Source organism: Streptomyces sp. QH1-20, assembly GCF_041283565.1.
GTDB lineage: Bacteria > Actinomycetota > Actinomycetes > Streptomycetales > Streptomycetaceae > Streptomyces > Streptomyces syringius.
This window is the reverse complement of the sequence record NZ_CP166299.1, coordinates 1651613-1668902: the sequence shown is the minus strand read 5'-3', so window position 1 is coordinate 1668902 and position 17290 is coordinate 1651613. Positions and strand designations below refer to the sequence as shown.

Sequence of the window (17290 nt, the reverse complement as noted above, 5' to 3'; positions counted from 1 at the left end):
CAACGACCGACTGATGGGATCAACGGCGCTATGACCACTTCGGCTCTTGACCGCTCCGACCTCGACGGCGACGAGCGGGACGGCCCCGCCCCGGGCCCGGTGGGCGGCGGCCGCGGCTTCGCCCTGCTCCTGGTGATCACCGGTGCGCTGGGGCTGCTCGCGGCCTGGGTCATCACGCTCGACAAGAACAAGATCCTCGAGGCCAAGGCCGAGGGGAAGACGTTCACCCCCGGGTGCAGCCTCAACCCCATCGTCTCCTGCGGCAACATCATGGAGAGCGACCAGGCCTCGGCGTTCGGTTTCCCGAACCCGATGCTGGGCCTGGTCGCCTACGGCGCGATCATCGCGATCGGGCTGGCCCTCCTCGCCGGCGCCCGCTACCGCCGCTGGTACTGGCTGGGCATGGAGGCCGGCACGCTCTTCGGCGTCGCCTTCTGCACCTGGCTGCAGTACCAGTCGCTGTACGTGATCGGCTCGCTGTGCCTGTGGTGCTGCCTCGCCTGGGTCGCGACCATCGTCATGTTCTGGTACGTGACCGTGCAGAACCTCCGGCACGGCTTCATCCCGGCCCCGGCGGGGCTCAAGCGCGCGCTGCTGGAGTTCCACTGGGTGGTGCCCGTCCTGTGGGTCGGGATCATCGGAATGCTGATCCTCACCAAGTGGTGGTGGTTCTGGACCGGCGGCACGGCGTAGCGGGCCGGCTGCGGCGGCGAGCGCCCTGCGGGCGCGTCCTCAAGCGCCGGACGGGCTGGTGGTGGCTGAGCTCAGCCACCACCAGCCCGTCCGGCGCTTGAGGACACCGCCGCGCAGCGGTGGCACCGGCACTGTCAGTGGTGTGCCATAGGGTTTCGAGCGTGGAACCCGACCTGTTCACCGCAGCCGCAGAGGACCGCCAGGAGAAAGACCCGGCGAGCAGCCCGCTGGCCGTCCGCATGCGCCCCCGCACCCTCGACGAAGTCGTCGGCCAGGGCCATCTCCTCAAGCAGGGCTCACCGCTGCGCCGACTGGTGGGGGAGGGGAGCGGCGGCCCCGCCGGGCCGTCCTCGGTGATCCTCTGGGGCCCGCCCGGCATCGGCAAGACGACGCTGGCCTATGTCGTCAGCCAGGCGACCAACAAGCGCTTCGTCGAGCTGTCGGCGATCACCGCCGGGGTGAAGGAGGTGCGGGCCGTCATCGACGGCGCCCGCCGCGCCTCGGGCGGCTACGGCAAGGACACCGTCCTCTTCCTCGACGAGATCCACCGCTTCAGCAAGGCGCAGCAGGACTCCCTGCTGCCCGCCGTCGAGAACCGCTGGGTCACCCTCATCGCGGCCACCACGGAGAACCCCTACTTCTCGATCATCTCGCCGCTGCTCTCGCGTTCCCTGCTGCTGACGCTCCAGGCGCTCACCGACGACGACCTGCGCGATCTGCTGCACCGCGCGCTCACCGACGAGCGCGGGCTCGGCGGCGCGGTGACCCTGCCCGAGGACGCCGAGGGGCATCTGCTGCGGATCGCCGGGGGCGACGCCCGGCGTGCTCTGACGGCCCTGGAGGCCGGGGCCGGGTCGGCCATCGCCAAGGGCGAGAGCGAGATCACCCTGGAGACGCTGGAGGACGCCGTCGACCGGGCGGCGGTGAAGTACGACCGCGCCGGCGACCAGCACTACGACGTGGCCAGCGCGCTCATCAAGTCCATCCGCGGCTCGGACGTGGACGCCACGCTGCACTACCTCGCCCGCATGATCGAGGCAGGGGAGGACCCGAGGTTCATCGCCCGGCGGCTGATGATCTCGGCGAGTGAGGACATCGGCCTGGCCGACCCCACGGCCCTGCAGACGGCGGTCGCGGGCGCCCAGGCCGTCGCGCTGATCGGCTTCCCCGAGGCGCGCATCGTGCTGGGGCAGGTGGCCGTGGCGCTCGCCCTGGCTCCGAAGTCCAACGCGGCGTATCTCGCGATCGACGCTGCGCTCGCGGACGTGCGGGCGGGGCTCGCCGGGCCCGTGCCCCCGCATCTGCGGGACGGGCACTACAAGGGCGCCGAGAAGCTCGGCCACGCGCAGGGCTATCTCTACCCCCACGACCTGCCCGGCGGTATCGCCGCCCAGCAGTACGCACCGGACGCGATCCACGGCAAGCGGTACTACGAGCCGACGCGCTACGGCGCCGAGGCCCGCTACGCGGATGTGGTGGAGCGGGTACGGTCCCGGCTGCGCGGTGAGCAGCCGCCGGCCGCGGAGCAGTAGCCGGGCGGCCGGGGCGGGGTTCCCCCGTCCGGGTGATCCCCGGCGTTCACTCCGCCGCGGCCTCGAAGAGGGTGTGCATCGCCCGGCGCAGTTCGGCGATGTCGCGGACCGGCTCGGGGAATTCGAAGCGGGCGTCGAAGGACCGGTCCGCCGCGCTGCCGCCGCCCTGCGCCCGGGTGAAGCGCACCCGTAGCCCGAAGCGGTCCAGGGCCACCGGCACGGCGTCGGCACCGGTCTCCCGTGCGGCGCGGCCGCCGGTGCCCTCGGCCCCGGCGCACCCGTCGCGTTCGCCGAGCAGACCCCACAGCCCCCGCACCTGGTCGCCGTGGGCGGAGTGCAGATGCTGCAGGAGTTCCACCTCGTGGTCCACGAGCGGATCGGCCGAGGAGCGGGCGAAGTCCTCCGGCTCGACGCCCGAGGCGCCCCACAGGTCGTCGACGCACACCTCGCCGACCTCCAGCCGCAGCAGCATCCGGCCGGGCTCGGTCACCCCGGGGCAGGAGGTGAGCCAGCCGGAGATCCACGCCCGGCCCCGGATACGGTTGGGCACGGAGACCGGCGCGACGTCGGTGAGCTCCAGCACGGCGGCCAGCTCGTCGTCCTGCGCGTGGGTGGCGGCGCGGACGGCCGGTGAGTCGGCGGGGAAGACCAGGAACAGCTCACCGTCCGGGCCGACGCTGCGCGCCTCGGGCATCAGCTGGTCCGCGCGGGCCCCCTCCAGGCCGGGAATCAGCACTACTGCGGAGCATGTACTCTGTACGAGAGTTCGTGTGCGCTCGGCTGCTGACGGCATCCGTGCGATTTCAAGCCCGCTGGGACGCGGCTGACCATGATCTGATCGGACCTCCGTCGTATCGATGCCCTGCGCGGCGTCGACGCTGTCTGTGCTGTCCGTGTGCGTGGTTTTCCCCGGGCGAGACATGCGATCTCCTTAAGTAAGGTGAGCCTAACCTAACCTACAACGGAGGTCTGGAGAACGTGCCTAACCAGTCGCGTCCCAAGGTCAAGAAGTCTCGTGCGCTCGGCATCGCGCTGACGCCGAAGGCCGTCAAGTACTTCGAGGCCCGCCCCTACCCGCCGGGCGAGCACGGCCGTGGCCGCAAGCAGAACTCGGACTACAAGGTCCGTCTGCTCGAGAAGCAGCGTCTGCGCGCCCAGTACGACATCAGCGAGCGCCAGATGGCCCGCGCCTACGACCGCGCCAAGAAGGCCGAAGGCAAGACGGGCGAGGCCCTGGTCATCGAGCTCGAGCGCCGCCTCGACGCGCTGGTCCTGCGTTCGGGCATCGCCCGCACCATCTACCAGGCCCGCCAGATGGTCGTCCACGGCCACATCGAGGTCAACGGTGGCAAGGTCGACAAGCCGTCCTTCCGCGTCCGTCCCGACGACGTCGTGATGGTCCGCGAGCGCAGCCGTGCCAAGCACCCCTTCCAGGTCGCCATGGCCGGTGGCTACGACACCGACGGTGAGACCCCGCGCTACCTGCAGGTCAACCTGTCGGCGCTGGCCTTCCGCCTGGACCGTGAGCCGAACCGCAAGGAGATCCCGGTGATCTGCGACGAGCAGCTCGTCGTCGAGTACTACGCCCGCTGACCCGGACGTCTCACTCTCCTTTCGCTCAGCCCGCTTCCTCCCCGGCCCCCGCGGCCGGGGACGAGGCGGGCTGATGCGTTTCCGGGGCCGACTGCCGCCGTGGGCCCGGCACCCCGGCCGCCCGCCCGCCGTGCGCACCCCGCAGCGCCCGCGCCACCGCCGCGTCCAGATCGAGCCGCGCGCCCTCGCGCAGGCACTCCGCATACCGCTCGGCGCCCAGCCGCTCCCGGGCCCGCCGCTCGCACCGCGCGTGCGGCGCGTTGAAGAACCGCGAGCCGAACAACGGCAGCCCCACCGAGCGCCACAGCCGCCCCGCGGCCCCCTGGAGCACCGCCGCCTCCACCGCGGCCTTCGCCGCCTGCTCCTCCTCCGTGATGGTCCTCCCGTCCGCGTCATCGGCCCGCGCGGCGTTCTCGACGCCCTCTTCCAGCGCCACCAGGGCCAGCAGTTCGAGCGCCAGGACCGCGCCCACCAGGTCGTGGAAGGCGTGATCGATGGCCAGACACTCCTCCAGCAGCGCCCGGGCCCGGCCCCGGTCCCCGCAGCTGAAGGCCGCGAAGCCCAGTACGTAGAGCGCATAGGCCAGCGTCCAGCGCTCGCCGTGGTCCTCGCAGACCTCCCGCACCTCCTCGCACAAAGCCACCGCACCCGCGAGGTCCCCCTGGAAGGCGACGGCCATCGCCAGCTCCACCCGGCCCATCAGCACATTGCTGTTCAGCTCGCCGATCTCGGAGAAGCGCGCCAGCGCCGCCCGCAGCACCTCCTCGGCGCGCGGCATGTCGTCCGAGACCAGCGCGAGACAGCCCATGCGGTGCTCGGCGTAGGCCGCCGCCCGCTCGTCACCCGTGCGCTCCGCCAGCTCCCGGCACTCGCCGAGCACGCCGACCGCCCGCGCCCGGTCGCCCTGGAGCACCGCGACATGGCCCAGCACCCACAGGGCCTTCGCCCGCGTCTCCGGATAGCCGGCGGGCGCGCGCAGCGCCCGCTCCAGCCAGTACCGGCCCTCGGCCAGCCGCCCGCACCCCACCCAGCAGAACCACAGGGTCCCCGCCAGGCACTGACCGAGATGCGCCTCGTCGCCGTCCTCCAGACTGTGCTCCAGGGCGGTCCGCAGATTCGGCAGCTCGGCCTCGACCCTGGCCGCCACCTCGCCCTGACGCTGCCCGAACCAGTCGAGCTCGCACCACGTGGCCAGGCCCATGTACCAGTCGCGGTGCCGTCGGCGCATCCGCTCGTCGTCCCCCAGCGCCCGCAGCCAGTCCGCGCCGTAGGCCCGCACGGAATCCAGCAGCCGGTAGCGCGGCCCCAGCGGACCGTCCTCGCGGACCACCACGGACTGGGCCACCAGAGAGGCCAGCACGTCGAGCAGATCCTCGGCGGGCAGCTCGGGGCCCGAGCAGACGTACTCCGCCGCCTCCAGGTCGAACAGCCCCGCGAAGACCGTCAGGCGTGCCCACAGCAGCCGCTCGGCGGGCGTGCACAGCTCGTGGCTCCAGCCGATCGCCGTCCGCAGCGCGCGATGGCGGGGCAGCGCCCCGCGCGGCCCTCCGGTCAGCAGCCGGAACCGGTCGTCCAGCCGGTCCAGCACCTGATCCGCGGAGAGGGCGCCCAGCCGCCCGGCCGCCAGCTCCAGGGCCAGCGGGATGCCGTCGAGACGCCGGCACAGCTCGGCCGCCGCGACCAGCTCGCCCGCCCCGGCGGGAAAGCCGGGCCGGACCGCCCTGGCCCGGTCCTGGAACAGCGCGACGGCATCGGCCCCGTCCATCGGCGCCAGCGGGAAGACCTGCTCGCCCGCGACGCCCAGCGGCCGCCGCCCCGCCACCAGCATGCTCAGCCCCGGTGCCGTCCGCAGCAGCGCGTGCGCGAGCAGGGCGCATTCCCGGGCCAGGTGCTCGACGCCGTCCAGCACGAGCAGCAGCCGGCGGTCCGCGAGCTGCTCCAGCAGACACGCGCGCGGTGGACGGTCCGTGTGATCGGTGAGCCCGAGGGCCGCGACGACCGCGTGATCCAGCAGCGCCGGATCGGTCAGCGTCGAGAGCCCGGCCAGCCACACCCCGTCGCAGAAGCGATCCTGCACCCCCTGTGCGGCCCGGATCGCCAGCCGGGTCTTGCCTACCCCGCCCACCCCGGTGACCGTCACCAGCCGGGAGCGCCCCAAGTGCGCGGTCAGGGCGTCGAGTTCGCGGTCACGGCCGATGAAGCGGCTCGGCCCGTCGGGCAGATTGCCCGGCGGCCGGGCCGAAGCGGCGCCGTCCTCGGGCGACGGGCCGGGGAACGGGGAGCCGGAGAGCGGTGCCATGGCACACAGAGCGTACTGACGGGTGTGCGGACCGTAAACTCTGCCTGGTGAACCGCCCGATCACGGCCGTAATGCGGTACGGGCCCCGACGCCCGGCGCGATAAGGTCGGTACCCGACGTTTGACGATCGGCGACGACCGAAGCCGGCCGGCGACGGACAGATCGCCGAACCAGCTCGACGACCAGCTAAGGAGCGGTGCAACGTGTCCGGTGGAGAGGTGGCCGGGATCCTCGTGGCCGTCTTCTGGGCGATCCTCGTGTCCTTCATCGCCCTGGTGCTGGTCCGGCTCGCGCAGACGCTGAAGGCGACCACGAAGCTGGTGGCCGAGGTCAGTGAGCAGGCCGTGCCGCTCCTGGCCGACGCCTCCGCGACCGTGCGCTCCGCGAACACCCAGCTCGCCCGTGTCGACTCGATCGCCGCGGACGTCCAGGAGGTCACGGCGAACGCCTCGGCGCTCTCCTCGACCGTCTCCTCCGCCTTCGGCGGACCGCTGGTCAAGGTCGCCGCCTTCGGCTACGGCGTGCGCCGCGCGATCGGCCGCAAGGCGGAGCCCGCGCCGAAGGCCACCGTTTTCGTCGGCAGGACCGCATCGGATCTGCCGTCCGCAAGGCGCGGCAGCCGCCGTACCCGTGGGAAGGGTTGACCCCGGAAATGTTTCGCCGCACGTTCTGGTTCACGACTGGTGTAGCAGCCGGTGTCTGGGCCACCACCAAGGTCAACCGCAAGTTGAGCAAGCTCACCCCGGAGAGCCTGGCCCTGCAGGCCGCGGACCGCGCGGTCATCGCCGGCCGCCGCGTCAAGCTCTTCGCACTGGACGTCCGCGACGGCATGGCCGATCGCGAGGCGGCGCTCAAGGACGCGCTGGGCCTCGGCCCGGTGGCGGAGCCCGAGCGCCGGGAGCTGCCCGAGCAGCGCCGGCTGGTCGCCCTCGACCAGCGCCACCCCTACAACTCGATCACCCGGAAAGAGGACCACTGATGGAGTCGGCTGAAATCCGCCGCCGCTGGCTGCGCTTCTTCGAGGAGCGCGGGCACACCGTCGTGCCGTCGGCGTCGCTCATCGCGGACGACCCGACCCTGCTGCTGGTCCCCGCGGGCATGGTGCCCTTCAAGCCCTACTTCCTCGGTGAGGTCAAGCCGCCCTTCCCGCGCGCCACCAGCGTGCAGAAGTGCGTCCGCACCCCGGACATCGAAGAGGTCGGCAAGACCACCCGGCACGGCACGTTCTTCCAGATGTGCGGCAACTTCTCCTTCGGGGACTACTTCAAGGAAGGCGCCATCAAGTACGCCTGGGAGCTGCTCACCAGCTCCGTGGCGGACGGTGGCTACGGCCTGGAGCCCGAGAAGCTCTGGATCACTGTCTACGAGCAGGACGACGAGGCCGAGCGCATCTGGCGTGACGTGATCGGCGTGCCCGCCGAGCGCATCCAGCGCCTGGGCATGGGCCCCAACTACTGGTCCATGGGCGTCCCCGGACCGTGCGGCCCGTGCTCCGAGATCAACTACGACCGCGGCCCCGAGTTCGGCGTCGAGGGCGGCCCGGCCGTCAACGACGAGCGGTACGTGGAGATCTGGAACCTGGTCTTCATGCAGTACGAGCGCGGCGCCGGCGAGGGCAAGGAGGACTTCCCGATCCTCGGCGAGCTGCCCAGCAAGAACATCGACACCGGTCTCGGCCTCGAGCGCCTGGCGATGATCCTGCAGGGCGTGCAGAACATGTACGAGACCGACACCCTGCGCGTCGTCATGGACAAGGCCACCGAGCTGACCGGTGTCCGCTACGGCGCCGCCCACAGCACCGATGTGTCGCTGCGCGTGGTCGCCGACCACATGCGCACCTCCGTCATGCTCATCGGCGACGGCGTCACCCCCGGCAACGAGGGCCGTGGCTACGTCCTGCGCCGCATCATGCGCCGCGCCGTGCGCAACATGCGCCTGCTCGGCGCCACCGGTCCGGTCGTCGCCGAGCTGGTCGACGTCGTGCTCAAGACGATGGGCGAGCAGTACCCGGAGCTGCTCACCGACCGCAAGCGCATCGAGACCGTCGCCCTCGCCGAGGAGGCCGCGTTCCTCAAGGCCCTCAAGGGCGGCACTAACATCCTCGACTCCGCCGTCACCGAGACCAAGGCCGCCGGCGGCACGGTCCTCGCCGGCGACAAGGCGTTCCTGCTGCACGACACCTGGGGCTTCCCCATCGACCTCACCCTGGAGATGGCCGCCGAGCAGGGGCTGTCCGTGGACGAGGACGGCTTCCGCCGCCTGATGAAGGAGCAGCGGGAGCGGGCCAAGGCCGACGCCAAGGCCAAGAAGACCGGCCACGCCGACGTCTCCGCCTACCGCGCGGTCGCCGACACCGCCGGCTCCACCGTCTTCACCGGCTACACCGACACCGAGGGTGAGTCCACCGTCGTCGGTCTGCTGGTCGACGGCGTGCCGTCGCCCGCCGCCCAGGAGGGCGACGAGGTCGAGGTCGTCCTCGACCGCACCCCCTTCTACGCCGAGGGCGGCGGCCAGCTCGCCGACCAGGGCCGGATCCGGCTCGACACCGGTGCCGTCGTGGAGATCCGCGACGTCCAGCAGCCGGTGCCCGGCGTCAGCGTCCACAAGGGCGTCGTCCAGGTCGGCGAGGTCACCGTCGGCGCGTCCGTGTACGCCCAGATCGATGTGCGCCGCCGCCGGGCCATCGCCCGCGCCCACAGCGCCACCCACCTCACCCACCAGGCGCTGCGCGACGCCCTCGGCCCGACGGCCGCCCAGGCCGGTTCGGAGAACTCGCCCGGCCGCTTCCGCTTCGACTTCGGCTCCCCGGCCGCCGTGCCGGGCACCGTCCTCACGGACGTCGAGCAGCGGATCAACGAGGTCCTCTCCCGTGAGCTCGACGTGCACGCCGAGGTCATGAGCATGGAGGAGGCCAAGAAGCAGGGCGCCATCGCCGAGTTCGGCGAGAAGTACGGCGACCGGGTGCGCGTCGTGACCATCGGCGACTTCTCCAAGGAGCTGTGCGGCGGCACGCACGTGCACAACACCGCCCAGCTCGGTCTGGTGAAGCTGCTCGGCGAGTCCTCCATCGGCTCCGGTGTGCGCCGTGTCGAGGCCCTCGTCGGCGTGGACGCCTACAACTTCCTCGCCCGTGAGCACACGGTCGTCTCCCAGCTGACGGACCTGGTCAAGGGCCGTCCGGAGGAGCTGCCGGAGAAGATCTCCGGGATGCTCGCCAAGCTGAAGGACGCCGAGAAGGAGATCGAGCGGTTCCGCGCCGAGAAGGTGCTCCAGGCCGCCGCCGGTCTCGCCGAGGGTGCCAAGGACGTCCGGGGCGTGGCGCTGGCCGTCGGCCGGGTGCCGGACGGCACGGGCGCCGACGACCTGCGCAAGCTCGTCCTCGACGTCCGGGGCCGGATCCAGGGCGGCCGCGCCGCCGTGGTCGCCCTGTTCACCGTGGTGAACGGTCGCCCGCTGACCGTGATCGCCACGAATGAGGCCGCGCGCGAGCGTGGGCTCAAGGCCGGTGACCTGGTGCGTACGGCCGCCAAGACGCTCGGTGGCGGAGGCGGCGGCAAGCCGGACGTCGCCCAGGGCGGCGGCCAGAACGCCGACGCTCTCGACGAGGCCATGGCCGCCGTCGAGCGCCTCGTGGCCGAGGCGGCCTGATCGTGCGACGCGGCAGGCGGATCGCCGTCGATGTCGGGGACGCCCGGATCGGGGTCGCCTCGTGCGACCCCGACGGGGTCCTCGCCACCCCGGTCGAGACCGTCCCCGGACGTGACATCCCGTCAGCTCACAAGCGGCTGGCGGCGATTGTCGAGGAGTACGAGCCCGTCGAGGTCGTGGTCGGCCTGCCCCGCTCGCTGAGCGGGCGGGAAGGCCCGGCGGCGGCCAAGGTGCGGACCTTCGCCAAGGAGATGGCCCGGCGGATCGCTCCCGTGCCGGTCCGACTGGTCGACGAGCGGATGACGACGGTCACGGCCACGCAGGGTCTGCGGGCCTCCGGGGTCAGCTCCAAGAAGGGCCGCTCCGTCGTCGACCAGGCGGCGGCTGTGATCATTTTGCAGAACGCCCTGGAGATCGAGAAGATCTCCGGCCGTCCTCCGGGTGAATCCGTAGAAGTGGTCATCTGATCGCGATACGGTAACGTTCCGCGCGACATGGCAGCCGTTCGAACGTCTTCCGTACAGGACCGGACGCATCGAACGTGCACTCCACGGAGCGCTCACCGGCTGCCGCTGTGCGGCTCTAGGGGATCGATGACTGAGTATGGCCGGGGCTCCGGCTCCCAACCGTGGCATCCCGAGGACCCTCTGTACGGGGACCAGGGATACAACGGGCAGCAGTATCCGCAGCAGCAACAGCCGCAGCAGCAGTCGCAGCCTCCGTACGGTCAGCAGTACCCCGAGCAGCAGCAGTACGCGGAGCAGCAGTACGGCTGGGACCCCTCGCAGAACGCGGGGGGTCAGTACGGCGCGAACCCGGGGGAGCAGTACGGCCGTCAGGACTACTACGGTCCTGACGGCTACCCGCAGCAGCAGGAGCACCACACCGGTCAGCACCAGCAGCCGCACCAGACGGGCCAGCACCAGCAGCCGCACCACACCGGTCAGTACCCGCAGCCGGAGCACCACACCGGCCAGCATCAGCAGCCCCATCACACGGGGCAGCATCAGCAGCCGCACCAGACCGGTCAGCACGAGCAGCCGCGTGCCGGCGTGCCGCAGCAGACGCACGACACCGGGCAGCACGAGCAGTGGCACCCGGAGCCCGAGCGCGAGGTGGAGCCCGAGCCGGAAGAGGAGAAGCACCCCTTCTTCACCGGCGCCGACGACCCCGACGATCCCGACGGCACGGACGACTCCCGCGAGGAGAGCCGTCGCGACCGTCGCGGCAAGGGCAAGGCCAAGGGCGGCAACGCCAAGGGCAAGAACAAGCGCCGCAGCGGCACGGCCTGCCTGCTCGTCGCCGTCGTGCTCGTCGGCGTCGTGGGCGGTGGCGGCTACCTCGCCTACGACTACTGGCAGACCCACTTCGGTGCCGCGCCCGACTACTCCGGCGAGGGCAGCGGCGAGGTCCAGGTCGAGATCCCCAAGGGTTCCACCCTGACCGGGATGGGCCAGGTGCTTCAGAAGGCGGGCGTGGTCAAGAGCGTCGGCGCCTTCACCGCGGCCGCCGGCAAGGGCGTGGCCATCCAGCCGGGCACCTACACCCTCCGCAAGGAGATGTCGGGTTCGGCGGCCGTCGCGATGATGACCCACACCGGGAACTTCCTCACCATCGGTGAGGGACGCCGGGCCGTCCAGATCTACGCCGCGATCGACCAGAAGCTCGGTCTGAAGCAGGGCACGACCAAGGACGTCGCCACCAGCCAGGCGAAGAACCTCGGGCTGCCCGAGTGGGCCAACAGCGACCCCAAGATCAAGGATCCGCTCGAGGGCTTCCTCTACCCGTCGCAGTACAGCGCGGCCAAGGGCACCAAGCCGGAAGCCATCCTCAAGCAGATGGTCGCGCGGGCCAAGGAGAACTACGCCAAGGAAGACCTGGAGGGCAAGGCCAAGGAACTGGGCCTGAAGTCCCCGCTCCAGCTCATCACCGTGGCGAGCATGGTCAACGCGGAAGGCATGACGCACGACGACTTCCGCAAGATGGCGCGCGTCATATACAACCGCCTCAAGCCGACCAACATCGAGACGAACGGCAAGCTGGAGTTCGACTCGACGTACAACTACCTGAAGAACCAGAGCAAGCTGGACCTCAGCCCCAAGCAGCTCCGGTCCTTCGACGACCCGTACAACACGTACTTCTACCGGGGTCTGACACCCGGCCCCATCGGCAACCCCGGAGCCGAGGCGCTCAAGGCCGCGATGGATCCCGAGGTCGGTGACTGGTACTACTTCGTCTCCATCGACGGGAAGACGCGGTTCACCAAGAACCTCAAGGAGCACCAGAAGCTCGTGGACGAGTTCAACGAAAGCCAGAAGGCGAAGAAGCAGGGATGAGTGACCCGAGGGAGCACCGCCGCCGGGCGGCGGTGCTCGGTTCGCCGATCGCCCACTCGCTCTCCCCGGTCCTGCACCGGGCCGCGTACGCGGACCTGGGCCTGGGGGAGTGGACCTACGACCGCTTCGAGGTCGACGAGGCCGCGCTGCCCGGTTTCCTGGACGGACTCGACGGCACCTGGGCGGGGCTGTCCCTGACCATGCCGCTCAAGCGGGCGGTCATCCCGCTGCTGGACGGGATCAGCGCCACGGCCGAGTCCGTCGAGGCCGTCAACACCGTCGTCCTCACCGACGACGGCCGTCGCCTCGGCGACAACACCGACATCCCCGGCATCGCGGCGGCGCTGCGCGAGCGCGGCGTCGAGAAGGTGGCCTCCGCCACCGTGCTCGGCGCCGGGGCCACGGCCTCCTCCACCCTCGCCGCCCTCGCCAGGATCTGCACCGGCGAGGTCACCGCGTACGTCCGCAGCGCCGAGCGCGCCGCCGAGATGCGGCACTGGGGCGAGCGACTCGGCGTCGACGTCCGCACCGCCGACTGGAGCCGCGCCGCCGAGGGCCTCGATGCGCCGCTGGTCGTCGCGACCACCCCGGCCGGTGCCACGGACGGCCTCGCGGCCGAGGTCCCGGAGCACCCCGGCACGCTCTTCGACGTGCTGTACGAGCCGTGGCCGACCCCGCTGGCGGCCGCCTGGGCGGACCGCGGCGGCGCGATCCTCGGCGGCCTGGACCTGCTGGTGCACCAGGCGGTGCTGCAGGTCGAGCAGATGACCGGGTGCCCGACCGCCCCGCTGGCCGCGATGCGCGCGGCGGGCGAGGCGGCCCTCGCGGCCCGTACGGCCTGACCCACGGCCTGACCCCACGACCGGCCCCGGCCCGTTCCCGGAGCCGACGCGAGAGGTCCACAACCCGGACCGGCTGCCGGAGGGGGCTCCGGGTCGTGGGAGGATCTGAGGTGGCGGGCCCGGGCCGCGCACGCGCTCCGGACACGTCACCGCATGATCCAGGCGCGAGCAAGAGGAGTCCCGTTGAGCAGGTTGCGCTGGCTGACGGCCGGGGAGTCGCACGGCCCCGCACTCGTGGCGACGCTGGAGGGCCTTCCCGCCGGCGTGCCGATCACCACCGACATGGTGGCGGACCACCTGGCCCGACGGCGCCTCGGCTATGGGCGCGGCGCGCGCATGAAGTTCGAGCGCGACGAGATCACCTTCCTCGGCGGTGTCCGCCACGGCCTCTCCATGGGCTCCCCGATCGCGGTCATGGTGGGCAACACCGAGTGGCCCAAGTGGGAAAAGGTCATGGCGGCCGACCCGGTGGACCCCCAAGAGCTCGCCTCGCTGGCCCGCAATGCCCCGCTGACCCGGCCGCGCCCCGGTCACGCCGACCTGGCGGGTATGCAGAAGTATGGTTTCGACGAGGCCCGGCCGGTCCTGGAGCGCGCCTCCGCCCGTGAGACCGCCGCCCGTGTCGCCCTCGGCGCCGTCGCCCGTTCCTTTCTCAAGGAGACGGCCGGCATCGAGATCGTCTCGCACGTGGTGGAGCTGGCGGCGGCCAAGGCCCCGTACGGCGTCCTCCCCAAGCCCTCCGACGTCGAGCGGCTCGACGCCGACCCGGTGCGCTGCCTGGACGCCGACGCGTCGAAGGCGATGGTCGCCGAGATCGACCAGGCCCACAAGGACGGTGACACCCTCGGTGGCATCGTCGAGGTCCTCGCCTACGGCGTACCGGTCGGCCTCGGCTCGCACGTCCACTGGGACCGGCGCCTGGACGCCCGCCTGGCCGCTGCCCTGATGGGCATTCAGGCCATCAAGGGCGTCGAGGTCGGCGACGGCTTCGACCTGGCCCGGGTGCCCGGCTCCAAGGCGCACGACGAGATCGTCGCCACCGAGGACGGCATCCGCCGCACCTCCGGCCGCTCCGGCGGCACCGAGGGCGGTCTGACCACCGGTGAGCTGCTGCGCGTCCGGGCGGCGATGAAGCCGATCGCGACCGTCCCGCGCGCGCTGGCCACCGTCGACGTCGTCACCGGTGAGGCGACGCAGGCGCACCACCAGCGCTCCGACGTCTGTGCCGTCCCCGCCGCCGGCATCGTCGCCGAGGCCATGGTGGCGCTCGTCCTGGCGGACGCGGTCGTCGAGAAGTTCGGCGGCGACAGCGTCACCGAGACCCGTCGCAACGTCCGGGGCTACCTCGACAACCTGGCCATCAAGTGACCCCGCCCGGCACACCCGTCGTCGTCCTGGTGGGCCCGCCCGGAGCGGGCAAGTCCACCATCGGTGCCCTGCTCGCCGAGCGGCTGGGCACCGGCTACCGGGACACCGACGCCGACATCGAGCGGACCGCCGGCAAGCCCATCCCGGAGATCTTCATCGACGAGGGCGAGCCGCACTTCCGTGAGCTGGAGCGGCAGGCCGTGGCCGCCGCCGTGGCCGAGCACCCCGGGGTGCTCTCCCTCGGCGGCGGCGCCGTCATGGACCCGGACACCCGCGCCCTGCTCAGGGGCCTGCCCGTGGTCTTCCTCGACGTCGAGCTCGCCGACGCCGTCCACCGGGTGGGCCTGGACGCCCCGCGGCCGCTGCTCGCCGTCAACCCCCGCAAGCGGTGGCGCGAGCTGATGGAGGCGCGCCGCCCGCTCTACACCGAGGTCGCCCGCGCCGTCGTCGGCACCGGCGGCCGCACCCCGGCCCAGGTGGCCGACGCCGTGCTGGAGGCACTCCAGCTGCCCCGGGCCCACACACCGGACATCCCGCAGTGAGGAACGCATGACCGACGCCCCTACCCGTATCCAGGTCGCCGGCAGCGCGGGCACCGCGCCGTACGAGGTCCTGGTCGGCAGTCAGCTGCTGGGCGAGCTGCCCGGCCTGATCGGCACCGCCGCCCAGCGGGTGGCCGTGCTGCACCCCGAGGCGCTCGCCGAGACCGGTGAGGTGCTCCGCGCGGACCTGGCCGCGCAGGGCTACGAGGCCATCGCCATCCAGCTCCCGAACGCCGAGGAGGCCAAGACCGTCGAGGTCGCCGCCTACTGCTGGAAGGCGCTCGGGCAGACCAACTTCACCCGCACCGACGTCATCGTCGGCGTCGGCGGCGGTGCCACCACGGACGTGGCGGGCTTCGTCGCCGCCACCTGGCTGCGCGGGGTGCGCTGGATCGCCGTGCCCACCACCGTGCTGGGCATGGTCGACGCGGCCGTGGGCGGCAAGACGGGCATCAACACCGCCGAGGGCAAGAACCTCGTCGGCGCCTTCCACCCCCCGGCCGGGGTCCTGTGCGACCTGGCCGCGCTGGAGTCGCTGCCGGTCCACGACTACGTCAGCGGTCTCGCCGAGATCATCAAGGCGGGCTTCATCGCCGACCCGGCGATCCTGGAGCTCATCGAGGCCGATCCCGAGGCCGCCCGCACGCCGCAGGGTCCGCACACCTCGGAGCTGATCGAGCGCGCGATCAAGGTCAAGGCCGATGTCGTCTCCTCGGACCTGAAGGAATCGGGCCTGCGGGAGATCCTCAACTACGGCCACACCCTCGCCCACGCCATCGAGAAGAACGAGCGCTACAACTGGCGGCACGGTGCGGCCGTCGCCGTCGGCATGGTCTTCGCCGCGGAGCTCGGCCGGATCGCCGGCCGCCTGGACGACGCGACCGCCGACCGGCACCGCGCCATCCTCGAATCCGTGGGCCTGCCCGTCACCTACCGTGGCGACCAGTGGCCCAAGCTGGTGGAGACCATGAAGGTCGACAAGAAGTCCCGCGGTGACCGGCTGCGCTTCATCGTCCTGGACGGTCTGGCGAAGCCGACGGTCCTGGAGGCACCGGACCCGGCGATGCTGCTGGCGGCACACGCGGAGATCGCCTCGTGAGCGGGCGCCGGGTGCTCGTCCTCAACGGGCCGAACCTCGGCCGGCTGGGCTCCCGCGAGCCCGACGTCTACGGCTCGACCTCGTACCAGGGCCTGGTCGAGGAGTGCGCCCGGCTCGGCGGGGAGCTCGGCCTCGCCGTCGAGGTCCGGGAGACCAATGACGAGGGCGAGCTGATCCGCTGGCTGCACGAGGCCGCGGACGGCTCGGTCCCCGTCGTCATCAACCCCGGGGCCTTCACGCACTATTCGTACGCGATGCGGGACGCGGCGGCCCAGCGCACCGCGCCCCTCATCGAGGTGCACATCTCCAACCCCTATACGCGCGAGGAGTTCCGCCACACCTCCGTGATCGCGGCGGTCGCCAGCGGCACGGTCGCCGGGTTCGGCATCGGCTCGTACCGGCTCGCGCTGCGCGCGCTGGCGGAGGAACTGACGGGCTGACGGGGCCGTTCCCCCGGTGGGGGCCGGAGAGCTTACTCTTTCCCCGGTCCCGCCCCTTCCCGTCACCGGGGCTCCGCCCCGGACCCCGTGACCGCGCTGCGCGCGGTGTCCTCAATCGCCGGACGGGCTGATTTTCAGCCCGTCCGGCGATTGAGGACGGGAAGGGACGGGACCGGGGAAGACCCCCGCCAGTCGCCCGTACGAGACGGAGTGCCACCGGATGCAGTACCCCGTGGGGCCGCCAACGCACCCCCCGATGCCGGCAGTGCCGCCGCCCGCGCCCAGTCAGGACGCCACAGCGCAGACCGCCGCCGTCGCGGTGCTGCTCATCGGTCCGGCCGGCGCGGGGAAGACCACCGTGGCCCGGCACTGGGCCGACACCCGCCGGGTGCCCACGGCCCACATCAGCCTCGACGACGTGCGCGAGTGGGTGCGCTCCGGCTTCGCGGACCCGCAGTCCGGGTGGAACGACCACTCCGAGGCCCAGTACCGGCTCGCCCGCCGCACCTGCGGCTTCGCGGCCCGCAATTTCCTGGCCAACGGCATCTCCTGCATCCTCGACGACGCGGTCTTCCCCGACCGGCCCGTCGTGGGCCTCGGCGGCTGGAAGCGGCACGTCGGCCCCGGTCTGCTGCCCGTCGTGCTGCTGCCGGGCCTCGAGGTCGTCCTGGAGCGCAACGCCGAGCGCAGCGGCAACCGCCGGCTCAGCGACGAGGAGGTCGCCCGGATCCACGGCCGCATGGCCGGCTGGTACGGCTCCGGCCTGCCGATCATCGACAACACCCAGCAGGACGTGACCACCACCGCCCGGCTGCTCGACGACGTGGTCGCCCGCTCCCTGGCCAGCCCGCCCAGCTGGTAGAGCGCGGGGTGAGTCTCCGGTCGGTCCTCGGTCGGA

General features: G+C 72.0%; 16 protein-coding genes. 14 read left to right on the top strand and 2 right to left on the bottom strand.

Annotated elements, in window-relative coordinates; all coding sequences use genetic code 11:
• The first annotated feature begins 30 nt into the window (after nt 1-30).
• Nucleotides 31-693 carry a vitamin K epoxide reductase family protein gene (locus tag AB8O64_RS07370; RefSeq protein ID WP_365371824.1) on the top strand — a complete coding sequence of 221 codons (663 nt, stop codon included), beginning with the start codon at nt 31-33 and terminating at the stop codon, nt 691-693.
• A gap of 161 nt (nt 694-854) precedes the next feature.
• Complete coding sequence (locus AB8O64_RS07365; RefSeq protein ID WP_370418472.1) at nt 855-2225, top strand: replication-associated recombination protein A; 1371 nt, start codon at nt 855-857, stop codon at nt 2223-2225.
• Between the two features lie 46 nt (nt 2226-2271).
• On the opposite strand, the gene AB8O64_RS07360 is transcribed toward AB8O64_RS07365, so the two are convergent.
• Nucleotides 2272-3018, bottom strand: a complete 747-nt coding sequence (locus AB8O64_RS07360; RefSeq protein WP_370418471.1) for a DUF2470 domain-containing protein — start codon at nt 3016-3018, stop codon at nt 2272-2274.
• A gap of 185 nt (nt 3019-3203) precedes the next feature.
• Between AB8O64_RS07360 and rpsD the strand changes: the two genes are divergently transcribed.
• A complete protein-coding gene (gene rpsD, locus AB8O64_RS07355; protein WP_356452063.1) occupies nt 3204-3818 on the top strand; it encodes a 30S ribosomal protein S4 in 615 nt (204 codons plus the stop codon).
• 25 nt (nt 3819-3843) lie between these two features.
• Here the strand turns inward: rpsD and AB8O64_RS07350 are convergent, their stop codons facing one another.
• Entirely contained in the window at nt 3844-6117 is a 2274-nt protein-coding gene (locus AB8O64_RS07350) for a regulator (RefSeq protein WP_370418470.1), read from the bottom strand.
• 203 nt (nt 6118-6320) lie between these two features.
• On the opposite strand from AB8O64_RS07350, the gene AB8O64_RS07345 reads away from it, so the two are divergent.
• From AB8O64_RS07345 to AB8O64_RS07295, 11 genes are all read left to right on the top strand, one after another.
• Nucleotides 6321-6761: a DUF948 domain-containing protein gene (locus AB8O64_RS07345; protein WP_370418469.1), complete on the top strand. Its 441-nt coding sequence runs from the start codon at nt 6321-6323 to the stop codon at nt 6759-6761.
• A gap of 8 nt (nt 6762-6769) precedes the next feature.
• Nucleotides 6770-7096 (top strand): DUF6167 family protein, encoded by a 327-nt coding sequence (locus tag AB8O64_RS07340; protein ID WP_130876872.1) that lies wholly within the window; start codon nt 6770-6772, stop codon nt 7094-7096.
• Nucleotides 7096-9765, top strand: coding sequence for an alanine--tRNA ligase (alaS, locus tag AB8O64_RS07335; protein ID WP_370418468.1), 2670 nt, complete (start codon nt 7096-7098; stop codon nt 9763-9765). Before AB8O64_RS07340 ends, alaS begins: the two co-directional genes overlap by 1 nt.
• A gap of 2 nt (nt 9766-9767) precedes the next feature.
• A complete protein-coding gene (gene ruvX, locus AB8O64_RS07330) occupies nt 9768-10232 on the top strand; it encodes a Holliday junction resolvase RuvX (protein WP_130876870.1) in 465 nt (154 codons plus the stop codon).
• 126 nt (nt 10233-10358) lie between these two features.
• The gene (gene mltG / locus AB8O64_RS07325) at nt 10359-12101 is read left to right on the top strand and encodes an endolytic transglycosylase MltG (RefSeq protein WP_370418467.1); all 1743 of its coding nucleotides are present in this window, start codon (nt 10359-10361) and stop codon (nt 12099-12101) included.
• The gene (locus AB8O64_RS07320; protein ID WP_370418466.1) at nt 12098-12943 is read left to right on the top strand and encodes a shikimate dehydrogenase; all 846 of its coding nucleotides are present in this window, start codon (nt 12098-12100) and stop codon (nt 12941-12943) included. The genes mltG and AB8O64_RS07320 overlap by 4 nt, the downstream gene beginning before the upstream one ends.
• Before the next feature lie 183 nt (nt 12944-13126).
• On the top strand, nt 13127-14311 hold the full coding sequence (aroC, locus tag AB8O64_RS07315; RefSeq protein ID WP_370418465.1) for a chorismate synthase: 1185 nt from the start codon (nt 13127-13129) through the stop codon (nt 14309-14311).
• Nucleotides 14308-14853, top strand: coding sequence for a shikimate kinase (locus AB8O64_RS07310; protein ID WP_356452074.1), 546 nt, complete (start codon nt 14308-14310; stop codon nt 14851-14853). The genes aroC and AB8O64_RS07310 overlap by 4 nt, the downstream gene beginning before the upstream one ends.
• A gap of 7 nt (nt 14854-14860) precedes the next feature.
• Nucleotides 14861-15952 carry a 3-dehydroquinate synthase gene (gene aroB, locus AB8O64_RS07305; protein ID WP_356452076.1) on the top strand — a complete coding sequence of 364 codons (1092 nt, stop codon included), beginning with the start codon at nt 14861-14863 and terminating at the stop codon, nt 15950-15952.
• Complete coding sequence (aroQ, locus tag AB8O64_RS07300; RefSeq protein WP_370418464.1) at nt 15949-16392, top strand: type II 3-dehydroquinate dehydratase; 444 nt, start codon at nt 15949-15951, stop codon at nt 16390-16392. The genes aroB and aroQ overlap by 4 nt, the downstream gene beginning before the upstream one ends.
• A 220-nt stretch (nt 16393-16612) precedes the next feature.
• Nucleotides 16613-17254: an AAA family ATPase gene (locus AB8O64_RS07295; protein ID WP_370418463.1), complete on the top strand. Its 642-nt coding sequence runs from the start codon at nt 16613-16615 to the stop codon at nt 17252-17254.
• The last annotated feature ends 36 nt before the right edge of the window (nt 17255-17290 follow it).

Bases quoted from the DNA above. Each gene is read 5' to 3' on its own strand.
- AB8O64_RS07370 (WP_365371824.1), top strand. From the start codon at position 31: ATGACCACTTCGGCTCTTGACCGCTCCGACCTCGACGGCGACGAGCGG.
- AB8O64_RS07360 (WP_370418471.1), bottom strand. From the start codon at position 3,018: ATGCCGTCAGCAGCCGAGCGCACACGAACTCTCGTACAGAGTACATGC.
- AB8O64_RS07350 (WP_370418470.1), bottom strand. From the start codon at position 6,117: ATGGCACCGCTCTCCGGCTCCCCGTTCCCCGGCCCGTCGCCCGAGGAC.
- AB8O64_RS07340 (WP_130876872.1), top strand. From the start codon at position 6,770: ATGTTTCGCCGCACGTTCTGGTTCACGACTGGTGTAGCAGCCGGTGTC.
- alaS (WP_370418468.1), top strand. From the start codon at position 7,096: ATGGAGTCGGCTGAAATCCGCCGCCGCTGGCTGCGCTTCTTCGAGGAG.
- mltG (WP_370418467.1), top strand. From the start codon at position 10,359: ATGACTGAGTATGGCCGGGGCTCCGGCTCCCAACCGTGGCATCCCGAG.
- AB8O64_RS07320 (WP_370418466.1), top strand. From the start codon at position 12,098: ATGAGTGACCCGAGGGAGCACCGCCGCCGGGCGGCGGTGCTCGGTTCG.
- aroB (WP_356452076.1), top strand. From the start codon at position 14,861: ATGACCGACGCCCCTACCCGTATCCAGGTCGCCGGCAGCGCGGGCACC.
- AB8O64_RS07295 (WP_370418463.1), top strand. From the start codon at position 16,613: ATGCAGTACCCCGTGGGGCCGCCAACGCACCCCCCGATGCCGGCAGTG.